A 10,719-nucleotide genomic window follows, 5' to 3' on the forward strand; every position below is an offset into this window, starting at 1 on the left:
CCCCCCCCCCCCCCCCTCCCCCCCCCCCCCCCCCCCCCCCCCCCCCCCCCCCCCACCCGGCATTCCCCAGGAGCAGGGCAGGGCGGTAAGTGATTGTTATCTGTGAAAAAAATTTTGAATATTTTCACGAATTCGTTTGACAGTGCTGCAATCCGATCTTAATATGCGCCCCGTCCACAGCGATGAACGAAAATGAAGCATCAGGCACCCAGCCGGTGATTCGGTTCAAAGCGACATTGTGGGGCTATAGCTCAGCTGGGAGAGCGCCTGCATGGCATGCAGGAGGTCAGCGGTTCGATCCCGCTTAGCTCCACCATTTTTGCCGCGGTTCGTGAAAACGGATCGGCACGAAGGTTACGTCCCCTTCGTCTAGTGGCCTAGGACACCGCCCTTTCACGGCGGTAACAGGGGTTCGAGTCCCCTAGGGGACGCCACTTTTACCCGTGTTTTACGGGACTTCAAAGGCTCATTCGATTATTGAATGGGCCTTTTGTTTTTCTACCTCCTTCATCTTCCAAGTGCCCGATCAGCGGTACGCGATTTCGCTTGCCATAAAATATTACATGCGTAATATTTCGATCATCATATTTGGGGGTGCCCATGAACGATAAAAAGACCAGGACCCGCGAGCGTATTCTCGATGCTGCCTGTAGCGCCCTGATCCAGCAGGGGCCAGCCGACCCCAGCGTAGGCCAGGTAATGGCTGCGGCAGGCCTCACTGTCGGAGGTTTCTACGCCCATTTCGACAGCAAGGATGAGTTGATGCTGGCGGCATTCGACCAGTTGCTCGGTGAGCGACGGGCCTTGCTCTCGCAAGTCGACCCCAGCCTGTCTGGCGCCGAGCGTCGTGCGCTGGCAGCGGCTTTCTATCTGTCGCGCAAGCACCGTGATGCCCATGAGCACGCCTGTCCCTTGCCTAATTCGCTGGGTGAGATGCAGCGTTTGCCCGAAGCCTTTCGCGAGAAGCTGGCTGAACACCTCGAGCTGATGACGGCGCAGATGGTCGATCGTCCCGAGGATATCGACAAGGCATTCGCCGACCTCGCCTTGATGGTTGGCGGCCTGGCCCTGGCCCGAGCCTTGGGCGCTTCCGAGCTTTCCGACCGTATTCTGCGCGCCGCCAAGTCGGCGGTTATCTGAGCAACCTCAACTCTGGAGCAAGGCGATGACTACCCTGAGCTGGATTCGCAGCATCAACGGCACCCTTGGCCATCTGGCCCCCGAGCATGTCGCCGGGCGCATGCGTCGCGCCTTCATGACGCCGCGTAACCTGCCTGCGCGGCAATGGGAACTGCCGTTATTGGCATCTGCCGAGCGGATCACCCTGCGCTTCGGTCTTTCGGCGTTGCGCTGGGGCAAGGGGCCGACGGTGCTCCTGATGCACGGCTGGGAGGGGCGGCCCACTCAGTTCGCCGCGCTGATCGAAGCCCTGGTGCAGGCAGGGCATACGGTCGTGTCCCTCGAGGGGCCGGCCCATGGCCGTTCGCCGGGGCAGCAGGCGCATGTGGTGCTGTTCGCCCGGGCACTGCTTGAGGCCGCGGCGGAGCTGCCGCCTTTACGGGCGGTGATCGGTCATTCGATGGGCGGCGCCAGCGTCATGTTGGCGTTGCAGTGGGGATTGCGTGCCGAGTCGGCGGTGAGCATTGCTGCACCTGCCCAATTGCTCGGGGTGTTGCGCGGTTTTGCCCGGCGCCTGGGGATGCCTGGGCGGGCGCGTGCAGCCTTCATTCGCCAGGTCGAGCGCGACGTAGGCGTGCAGATCGATCGGCTGGATGTCAGTGGCTACCAGCTCGAGTTGCCTGGGCTGGTCGTTCATGCGGCTGACGATGCGCTGGTTGCGGCCAGTGAGGCTCAGGTCATTCACAAGGCCTGGTTCGACAGTCGCCTGTTGCTGCTGGAGGAGGGTGGGCATCAACGGGTGCTGGCTGATCCGCGTCTGACCCAGGCTGTGCTCGAGTTGCTGGCACGTACGACCCAACCGGCACGGCAAAGCGCCTGAGCATCCGTTACACTCTGCCCGTTCACTGACTACAGGAGCGGGCATGAGCTGGGATCTGGCAGCGCCATTCATCATCGACCTTCGCGTCGGCACCGAGGATATCGACGGCCTCGGTCACGCCAACAACGCGGTCTACGTCACCTGGCTGGAGCGCTGCGCCTGGCGTCATTCACAACGCCTGGGGCTGGACCTTGCCGAGTATCGTCGTCTGGATCGGGCAATGGCCGTGGTCCGCCATGAGATCGATTACCTGGCAGCGGCGTACGAAGACGACGAGCTGCAATTGGCCACCTGGATCATCGACTGGGATCAGCGCCTGCGCATGACCCGTCGTTTCCAGCTCAAGCGCCCGAGTGACGGGGTCACCCTGTTGCGCGCGCAAACCACCTTTGCCTGTATCGAGCTGTCCAGCGGCAAGCCCAGACGCATGCCGGCCGAGTTCCTCGAAGGCTATGGTCCGGCGCTGATCGGCGCCTGATCGACGGGCATTTTTTGCTAGACTGCCGCCTTTTCTCGTCGAGACCCTGAAATGCAAATTGCCCTGGCCCCCATGGAGGGGCTGGTCGACAACATCCTGCGCGACGTGCTGACCCGCGTCGGTGGTATCGACTGGTGTGTCACCGAGTTCATCCGTGTCTGTGATCGCTTGCTGCCACCTTCGTCGTTCGACAAGTTGGCACCCGAGTTGCGCAACGGTGCGCGCACGGCTGCCGGCACGCCGATGCGTGTGCAGTTGCTGGGCTCCGATCCGCTGTGCCTGGCGGACAACGCTGCCCTGGCCTGTGAACTCGGGGCACCGGTAATCGACCTTAACTTCGGCTGCCCGGCCAAGACCGTGAACAAGTCTCGCGGGGGCGCTGTGCTGCTCAAGGAGCCCGAGCTGCTGCATGCCATCGTTCGTGAGGTTCGACGGGCGGTGCCGGCGCAGATCCCGGTGACGGCGAAGATGCGTCTGGGCTTCGACAGTCCGGATGGTGCGCTGGAGTGTGGCATCGCGCTGGCCGAAGGTGGGGCGCAGCACCTGGTGGTGCATGCGCGAACCAAGGTAGAGGGTTACAAGCCGCCGGCTCACTGGGAGTGGGTGGCGCGGGTGCAGGATGTGGTCAAGGTGCCGGTCTTTGCCAATGGCGAGATCTGGACCGTCGATGATTGGCGACGCTGCCGCGAAGTCAGCGGCGCCGAAAACATCATGCTCGGGCGCGGGCTGGTGTCGAGGCCGGATCTGGGCTTGCAGATCGCCGCGGCGCGCGAGGGGCGGGACTACCAGCCGATGGTGTGGGGCGACCTGCTACCGCTGCTGCGCGAGTTCTGGCGCCAGGCGCAGGCCAAACTGTCGCCGCGCTATGCGCCCGGGCGGATGAAGCAGTGGTTGGCGATGTTGACCCGCAGCTACCCGGAGGCGGTGCTGTTGTTCGCCGAGTTGCGGCGCGAGGATGACTGCGCCCGCATCAGCCGACTGTTGGGTGTCGAGCCAGTGAAAACGGCCTCTTTCACCGAGTGCGTCGCCTGATGTGCAGCTGCATCGTGCGGGTGGGAAGATTTTTTCATGAGAGCCCTTGAAAGTCCGTTGCCTGACCTTATCTCTTGAGTACGCGATGCCGAAGTCGGGTCGCGTAGTGACTTACTTGCTGAATCTCAGGAGTTTATGACCATGACTACTGCTTTCTCCCTCGCACCACTGTTCCGCCATTCCGTAGGTTTCGATCGTTTCAATGACCTGTTCGAATCCGCGGCACGTAATGAGGCCGGTAGCAGCTACCCGCCCTACAACGTCGAAAAGCATGGCGATGACCACTATCGCATCGTGGTTGCTGCAGCCGGCTTCCAGGAGCAGGATCTCGACCTTCAGGTCGAAAAAGGCGTCCTGACCGTTACCGGTGGCAAGCGCGAAAATGGCGCTGCCGAAGTCACCTATCTGCATCAGGGTATCGCCCAGCGTGCTTTCAAGCTGTCGTTCCGCCTGGCGGATCACATTGAAGTAAAAGCTGCCGGTCTGGCTAACGGCCTGCTCAGCATCGACCTGCTGCGCATCGTGCCGGAAGAAGCCAAGGCCAAGCGTATTCCGATCAATGGTGAAAAGGCTGCACTGAATTGAATGCAGTGAAGTGAATGGAAGGGCACCCTAGGGTGCCCTTTCGCATTTATGGGGCACACCCCTCCCGTAGAGGCAGGGCGCTATTAATAGTCTGCCGGGGTTTCCTGCAAGATCTGGCGAAACTCCGGCAAGGGCAGCGGTCGGCTGTGCAGGTAGCCCTGGTACAGGTAACAGCCCTGTCGCTCGAGAAATTCCAGTTGCTCCGTCAGTTCGACACCTTCTGCTATCACCGCCAGCTCCAGGCTTCGCGCCATGGCCACGATGGCTCGAACGATCTCGGCATCATTGGGGTCGTTGGGCGCGTCACGCACGAAGGTCTGGTCGATCTTCAGGGCATCCACCGGCAGGCGCTTCAGGTAGGTCAGCGACGAATAGCCCGTGCCGAAATCATCCATGGCGAAGCTCACCCCGTAGCGTTTGAGCTCACGCATCTTGTTGATGGTGTCTTCCAGGTTCTGGATGACAATGCCCTCGGTGATCTCCAGTTTGAGCATGCGCCTGGGCAAGCGATAGTCGTCGAGGCTGCGTAGCACTCGTTCGACGAAATCATTCTGGCGGAATTGCCGGGGGCTGATATTCACGCAGAGACTGAAATCGTCGGCACTGATCAGCCCGTCCTCGAGCATGCGCGCGCAGGCGTCGCAGGCTTCGTCAAGGATCCAGCTACCCACTTCGAGTATCAGGCCGCTTTCCTCGAGCACCTGGATGAACTGGGAGGGCGCTTGCTGGCCAAGTTGCGGATGGTGCCAGCGCAAGAGCACTTCGGCGCCGACGATGCGGTTGTCGCGGGCGTCCACCTGGGGCTGGAAGTGCAGGGCCAGTTCGCCGCGCGCCAGCGCCAGACGCAGGTCGTTTTCCATGCGCAGGCGCTCGCTGGCCGCCTTTTGCATGGTGGTGTGGAACAGCTGGGTGGTATTGCGTCCGGAATCCTTGGCGCGGTAAAGGGCGATGTCTGCTCGCTTGAGCAGATCGGCCGGGGTGATGCCATGGTCGGGAATCAGTGCCACGCCGATGCTCGGTGTCACCTGCAGGCGCTGGCCGTCCAGCGACATGGGTTCGGCCAGCAGTTCGCGCAGGGTGTCGGCCAACTCGCGAACCTTGCCCTCGACGTGCTCGCGACTTCCCTCGAGACCGCTGAGCAGGACCACGAATTCGTCGCCGCCCAGGCGTGCCACGGTGTCTTCCAGGCGTACGCTGGCTTCGAGGCGGGCAGTGATGATCTTCAATACCGTGTCGCCGACGGGGTGGCCCAGGGAGTCGTTGATGTGCTTGAAGTGGTCCAGGTCGAGGAACAGCAGGGCGCCGCGCAAGTTGTGACGCTTGAGCAGGGCGATCTGCTGGCTGAGCCGGTCCATCAGCAGGGCACGGTTGGGCAGGTTGGTCAGCGGATCGTGGTAGGCCAGGTGACGGATCTGCGCCTGTGCGTTCTTCAACTGGCTGACATCGCGGGCGGTCAGCAGCAGGCAGTCGGTTTCATTGAGGCTGATCGGCTCGACGGACACCTCGACGGTCAGGATGTCTCCGCGCTTGTTGCGCCCGAGCATTTCCCGGTGGTGTACCCGGCCACGCTCCCCGAGTTCGGCAAGCAAGGCCGCTCGTTGCTTGTCGTCGGCCCAGATGCCCAGTTCGAAAACGGTGCGGCCCACCACCTCGCTGCTGCTGTATCCGGTCAGGCGGCAGAAGCCGTCGTTGACCTCGACATAGCGGCCACTGTGCCGTTCAGTGATGGTGATGGCGTCGGGGCTCGAGTGGAAGGCTTTGGCGAACTTCTCCTCGCTGGCCTTGAGTGCCGCTTCGGCGCGCTGTTGCTGGGTGATGTCACGTAGCGTGGTGACGCTGCAGGGTTGGCTGTCTACCGTGATCAGACGGCTGGAGATCACGCAGGTGAGCGGTGAGCCATTGCGGTGGTTGACCACGACCGCGACATTGCTCAAGGCCTGCTCGCGGATCACCCGTTCGATACGCTGGGCGCGCTCGGACGACTCGGCCCACAGGCCGATCTGCTCGGCGCTGCGCCCGATGACCTGTTCGGCCTCCCAGCCGAAGGTCTGGGTGAAGGCTGGATTGATCTCGATGAACTGGCCCGTATCCTGGTGAGTGACGCAGATCGGGTCGGGGCTGACCTGGAACAGGCTGGCGAACTTCTCTTCCGAGGCGCTCAGGCGTTGCTCGCGCTCGACCTGGTCGGTGATGTCCAGCAAGGTGCCGGCCATGCGCAGTGGGTTGCCATCTTCGTCGCGATAAAGCCGCGCACGGCTTTCGATATAGCGCGATGCGCCGTTCTCCAGCTGGACGCGATAGGTGATCTGGTAGTTGCCGGCCGGCCCTTCGCGCAGGCTACGGTAGGCTTGACGCATGACGCTGCGTTCTTCCTCGGGCACGCCTTCGAAGAAGGCGTCGAAGGACTCATGGAAGGGCACCGGGTCAAGGCCGTGCAGTTGCGCGGCGCGCGCGGAGCCATAGAGCATGCCGCTGGGAATGTGCCAGTCCCAGGTACCCAACTGCGCCGAGTCCAGGGCCAGGTCCAGGCGCTCCTGGCTGTCCTTGAGTGCCTGTTCGGCCCGCTTGCGCTCGGTGGTGTCGACAAAGGTGCTGATCAGGTAGGTGATGCCTTCGAGCTCGATACCCTGGGTGCAGAGGATGCCATCGTGGATGTTGCCGCTGGTGGCGCGGAACTGGACTTCCATGATCACCGGGCTACCACTGCTGCGGGTGGCCTCCAGTACCTGCTGTCGCTGCTCGGGGTGAACCCAGAGGCCGAGTTCCACGCTGGTCTTGCCGACGACCTGGGCGCCGGGCCAGCCGAACATGTCCTCGAAGTGCTGGTTGACCTCGAAGATCATGCCATCGTTGCGGCGGGTCAGCAGGATAGCATTGGGGCTGAGGTGGAAGAGGGTGGCAAAACGCTTTTCCGAGTTGCTCAATGCGGTTTCGCGATCACGCTGGCGAGTGATCTCGCGGATCACCCCGATCATCTGCGGACGGCCATGGCGATCTTGGGTGAGGCTGCCATTGATTTCCAGCCAGTGCAGGCTGCCGTCCGGCCAGCGGATGCGATGACGCATGGCCTGCTCCACGGGCTCGCCATTGACCACGGCGTGGAACAACTGGCGGGTGCGGGTGCGATCTTCCTCCGGCAACAGGTCCAGGTAGTCGATGTCCGCGGGTAGCGGGCGCAAGGGGTCGAAACCGAACAACGCCTGCGTGCCTCGCGACCAACTCACCCGGCCGGTTTCGATATCCCACAGCCAGGCGCCCAGGCGTGCGCCATTCAGCGCCGCCAGCAATTGCGGAGCATTCTGCCAGGCCTGCTCGGACTCCTGGGGGTCGACCGCAGGAATGCGCGGCAGGCGCGGAAAGCGGTTTGCTGATTTGGGCATCGGTACCAGACCTTTGGCGGATGAAGCGTCCTTGTAAGTGAAATGCCTGGCTGATGGACGGTCAGGCGGACCCTGAGTGGCTGTCGAGCAATGCCATGAACGCCTTTGCCGCATTCGACAGCGTTCGTTCCGTATGCAAAATGTAGCCTAGCTGGCGCGACAGCTGTATGCCGGGCAAGGCGATGGGTGCAACCTGTTCATCGAGCATAGTACGTGGCAGCACGCTCCACGCGAGGCCGATGGAAACCATCATCTTGATGGTCTCCAGGTAGTTGGTGCTCATGGCGATGTTCGGCGTCAGGCCCTGACTCTCGAACAAGCGCTGCACGATGTGATGGGTAAAGGTGTTGCCGCCGGGGAACACTGCGGGGTGGCGGGCGATATCGGCCAAGCTGACATCTCCATCAAGGGCCAGGGCGTGCTCCGGGGCCGCTACGAAATCCAGGGCGTCATCCCACACTGGAACGGCCCGGACCAGGTGATGGGGCTCGGGGGCCAGGGTGATCACTGCGATTTCCGCGCGGCCATGGAGAACTTCGTCGTAGGCCGTTTCTGAATCTAGGAACTGAATATCCAGTGCCACGGAAGGGTACTGTCGGGTGAAAGCCCTCAGCAGCGGGGGCAGGCGGTGCAGGCCGATATGATGGCTGGTGGCCAGGGTCAGGCGCCCGGTAACTTCTCCTGTCAAATTGGTCAGGGCGCGGCGCGTATCATCCAGTACATTGAGGATCTGATAGGCGCGAGGCAGCAGAGCTCGGCCGGCTTCGGTCAAGGTGACCTCACGGCCCAGGCGATCGAACAGGCGTACATCCAGTTGCTGCTCCAGGCCGGCGATGCGTTTGCTGACGGCAGGCTGGGTCAGGTGGAGGCGCTCACCGGCGCCGGAAAAACTTCCGGTTTCGGCGATGGCGATGAAGGCGCTGAGGTTGGCGAGATCCATGCGCTAGAATTCCTATTGGTTATCCAAAGTATAAAAATTATGAATTTGAGTTATTCAATCTAACCCCATAGCATCGTCCGTACAAGCCAAGGGGTTATTGGCATAGAAAGACGCTGATGAGGAACAGTCTGATGGCTGGCAAAACGCTCTACGACAAACTCTGGGATGCGCACGAAGTCAAACGGCGCGACGATGGCTCGTCCTTGATCTATATCGATCGTCACATCATCCATGAAGTGACTTCGCCGCAAGCTTTCGAAGGCCTGCGCCTGGCCAATCGCAAGCCATGGCGCATCGACGCCAACATCGCCACGCCCGACCACAACGTGCCGACCACGCCAGAGCGCAAGGGCGGTATCGAGGCCATCGTCGACCAAGTGTCGCGCCTGCAGGTGCAGACCCTGGACGAGAACTGTGACGAATACGGCATCGTCGAATTCAAGATGAACGACGAGCGCCAGGGCATCGTCCACGTCATCAGCCCGGAGCAGGGCGCCACCTTGCCGGGCATGACCGTAGTCTGCGGTGACTCGCACACCTCGACCCACGGCGCCTTCGGGGCCTTGGCCCATGGCATCGGCACCTCCGAGGTCGAGCACGTGCTCGCCACCCAGTGCCTGGTTGCCAAGAAGATGAAGAACATGCTGGTACGCGTCGAAGGCCAGTTGCCGGTCGGCGTCACCGCGAAGGATATCGTGCTTGCCGTCATCGGCAAGATCGGTACTGCCGGTGGCAATGGCCACGCCATGGAGTTCGCCGGCAGCGCCATCCGCGAGCTGTCGATGGAAGGCCGCATGACCATCTGCAACATGTCCATCGAAGCCGGGGCCCGTGTCGGGCTGGTGGCTACCGATGCGACCACCGTTGCCTATGTCGAAGGCCGTCCGTATGCGCCCAAGGGCGAGGACTGGAAACGTGCCGTCGAAGCCTGGAAAGACCTGGTCTCCGACGATGATGCCGTGTTCGACACCGTGGTCGAACTCGACGCTGGACAGATCAAGCCGCAGGTCAGCTGGGGCACTTCCCCGGAAATGGTGCTCGCCGTCGACCAGCGCGTGCCGGATCCGGCCGCCGAGGCCGATCTGATCAAGCGTGGTTCGATCGAGCGCGCGCTCAAGTACATGGGCCTCACTGCCAACCAGGCGATCACTGATATCCAGCTGGACCGCGTGTTCATCGGCTCCTGCACCAACTCGCGGATCGAAGACCTGCGCGCTGCGGCGGACATCGCCAAGGGCCGCAAGGTTGCCGCTACCGTCAAGCAGGCCATCGTCGTGCCGGGCTCGGGTCTGGTCAAGGCCCAGGCCGAGCGTGAGGGCTTGGACAAGATCTTCCTCGAGGCGGGCTTCGAGTGGCGTGAACCAGGTTGCTCCATGTGCCTGGCGATGAACCCGGACCGCCTGGAAAGCGGCGAGCATTGTGCCTCGACGTCCAATCGCAACTTCGAAGGCCGTCAGGGTGCCGGTGGTCGTACCCACCTGGTCAGCCCGGCCATGGCCGCCGCCGCTGCGGTAACTGGCCACTTCATCGATGTCCGCGAGTTGATCCAAGGGAGCGCAGCATGAAAGCCTTTACCCAGCACACCGGCCTCGTCGCGCCGTTGGATCGTGCCAACGTCGACACCGACCAGATCATCCCCAAGCAGTTTCTCAAGTCGATCAAGCGTACCGGCTTCGGGCCCAACCTGTTCGACGAGTGGCGCTACCTGGACGTGGGCCAGCCCTACCAGGACAACACCAAGCGCCCGGTGAACAAGGAGTTCGTGCTCAACCACCAACGCTACCAGGGTGCCAGCGTGTTGCTGGCGCGGGAGAACTTCGGTTGCGGCTCCAGCCGCGAGCACGCACCTTGGGCGCTGGACGAGTACGGTTTCCGCAGCATCATTGCGCCGAGCTTTGCCGACATCTTCTTCAACAACAGCTTCAAGAACGGCCTGCTGCCGATCATCCTCAGCGATGAGGAAGTGGATGAGTTGTTCAAGCAGGTCGAAGCCAACCCGGGCTACCAGCTGACCATCGACTTGCAGGCGCAGGCTGTCACCCGTCCAGATGGCAAGGTGCTGCACTTCGAGATCGATGCGTTCCGCAAGCACTGCCTGCTCAACGGCCTGGACGACATCGGTCTGACCTTGCAGGACAGCGACGCGATCAAGGCCTTCGAAGGCAAGCACCGCGCCGCGCAGCCCTGGCTGTTCCGGGATGCCTGAAGCAGGTAGGTGACAGTACCGGCCTCTTCGCGGGCAAGCCCGCTCCTACAGATATCACAAGGCCTGAGGCAATGCTGTATTAGTGGGAGCGGGCTTGCC

The 10,719-nt window shown here is 62.3% G+C and carries 9 protein-coding genes and 2 tRNA genes; 9 read left to right on the forward strand and 2 right to left on the reverse strand.

The window, feature by feature from the left end:
* Positions 1 to 240 precede the first annotated feature (240 nt).
* The 7 genes from ACPZMI_RS08665 to ACPZMI_RS08695 all read left to right on the forward strand — a co-directional run bounded on the left by ACPZMI_RS08665 (position 241) and on the right by ACPZMI_RS08695 (position 4,094).
* A tRNA-Ala gene (locus ACPZMI_RS08665) sits at positions 241 to 316 on the forward strand.
* Positions 317 to 358: 42 nt separating this feature from the next.
* Positions 359 to 434, forward strand: a tRNA-Glu gene (locus tag ACPZMI_RS08670).
* A 166-nt stretch (positions 435 to 600) separates the two neighbouring features.
* Positions 601 to 1,140, forward strand: coding sequence for a TetR/AcrR family transcriptional regulator (locus ACPZMI_RS08675; RefSeq protein WP_186666791.1), 540 nt, complete (start codon positions 601 to 603; stop codon positions 1,138 to 1,140).
* A gap of 25 nt (positions 1,141 to 1,165) precedes the next feature.
* The gene (locus tag ACPZMI_RS08680) at positions 1,166 to 1,999 is read left to right on the forward strand and encodes an alpha/beta fold hydrolase (protein WP_411384077.1); all 834 of its coding nucleotides are present in this window, start codon (positions 1,166 to 1,168) and stop codon (positions 1,997 to 1,999) included.
* Positions 2,000 to 2,042: 43 nt separating this feature from the next.
* On the forward strand, positions 2,043 to 2,477 hold the full coding sequence (locus ACPZMI_RS08685; protein WP_186666789.1) for an acyl-CoA thioesterase: 435 nt from the start codon (positions 2,043 to 2,045) through the stop codon (positions 2,475 to 2,477).
* A gap of 51 nt (positions 2,478 to 2,528) precedes the next feature.
* Entirely contained in the window at positions 2,529 to 3,509 is a 981-nt protein-coding gene (locus ACPZMI_RS08690) for a tRNA dihydrouridine synthase (protein WP_426352043.1), read from the forward strand.
* 141 nt (positions 3,510 to 3,650) lie between these two features.
* The gene (locus ACPZMI_RS08695) at positions 3,651 to 4,094 is read left to right on the forward strand and encodes an Hsp20 family protein (protein WP_054893093.1); all 444 of its coding nucleotides are present in this window, start codon (positions 3,651 to 3,653) and stop codon (positions 4,092 to 4,094) included.
* Positions 4,095 to 4,177: 83 nt separating this feature from the next.
* Here ACPZMI_RS08695 and ACPZMI_RS08700 read toward each other — a convergent pair whose 3' ends face one another.
* Complete coding sequence (locus ACPZMI_RS08700) at positions 4,178 to 7,474, reverse strand: PAS domain S-box protein (RefSeq protein ID WP_426352044.1); 3,297 nt, start codon at positions 7,472 to 7,474, stop codon at positions 4,178 to 4,180.
* 61 nt (positions 7,475 to 7,535) lie between these two features.
* Positions 7,536 to 8,414 carry a LysR family transcriptional regulator gene (locus tag ACPZMI_RS08705; RefSeq protein WP_186666785.1) on the reverse strand — a complete coding sequence of 293 codons (879 nt, stop codon included), beginning with the start codon at positions 8,412 to 8,414 and terminating at the stop codon, positions 7,536 to 7,538.
* Between the two features lie 131 nt (positions 8,415 to 8,545).
* Here ACPZMI_RS08705 and leuC point away from each other — a divergent pair, with 131 nt between their 5' ends.
* Together leuC and leuD are read left to right on the forward strand one after the other, a co-directional pair.
* Complete coding sequence (leuC, locus tag ACPZMI_RS08710; RefSeq protein ID WP_426352045.1) at positions 8,546 to 9,979, forward strand: 3-isopropylmalate dehydratase large subunit; 1,434 nt, start codon at positions 8,546 to 8,548, stop codon at positions 9,977 to 9,979.
* Entirely contained in the window at positions 9,976 to 10,620 is a 645-nt protein-coding gene (leuD, locus tag ACPZMI_RS08715) for a 3-isopropylmalate dehydratase small subunit (protein WP_426352046.1), read from the forward strand. The genes leuC and leuD overlap by 4 nt, the downstream gene beginning before the upstream one ends.
* The last annotated feature ends 99 nt before the right edge of the window (positions 10,621 to 10,719 follow it).

Source organism: Pseudomonas wayambapalatensis, from assembly GCF_049942315.1.
Lineage (GTDB): Bacteria > Pseudomonadota > Gammaproteobacteria > Pseudomonadales > Pseudomonadaceae > Aquipseudomonas > Aquipseudomonas wayambapalatensis.

Bases quoted from the DNA above. Each gene is read 5' to 3' on its own strand.
- leuD (WP_426352046.1), top strand. From the start codon at position 9,976: ATGAAAGCCTTTACCCAGCACACCGGCCTCGTCGCGCCGTTGGATCGT.
- ACPZMI_RS08685 (WP_186666789.1), top strand. From the start codon at position 2,043: ATGAGCTGGGATCTGGCAGCGCCATTCATCATCGACCTTCGCGTCGGC.
- ACPZMI_RS08695 (WP_054893093.1), top strand. From the start codon at position 3,651: ATGACTACTGCTTTCTCCCTCGCACCACTGTTCCGCCATTCCGTAGGT.
- leuC (WP_426352045.1), top strand. From the start codon at position 8,546: ATGGCTGGCAAAACGCTCTACGACAAACTCTGGGATGCGCACGAAGTC.
- ACPZMI_RS08680 (WP_411384077.1), top strand. From the start codon at position 1,166: ATGACTACCCTGAGCTGGATTCGCAGCATCAACGGCACCCTTGGCCAT.
- ACPZMI_RS08705 (WP_186666785.1), bottom strand. From the start codon at position 8,414: ATGGATCTCGCCAACCTCAGCGCCTTCATCGCCATCGCCGAAACCGGA.
- ACPZMI_RS08675 (WP_186666791.1), top strand. From the start codon at position 601: ATGAACGATAAAAAGACCAGGACCCGCGAGCGTATTCTCGATGCTGCC.
- ACPZMI_RS08690 (WP_426352043.1), top strand. From the start codon at position 2,529: ATGCAAATTGCCCTGGCCCCCATGGAGGGGCTGGTCGACAACATCCTG.
- ACPZMI_RS08700 (WP_426352044.1), bottom strand. From the start codon at position 7,474: ATGCCCAAATCAGCAAACCGCTTTCCGCGCCTGCCGCGCATTCCTGCG.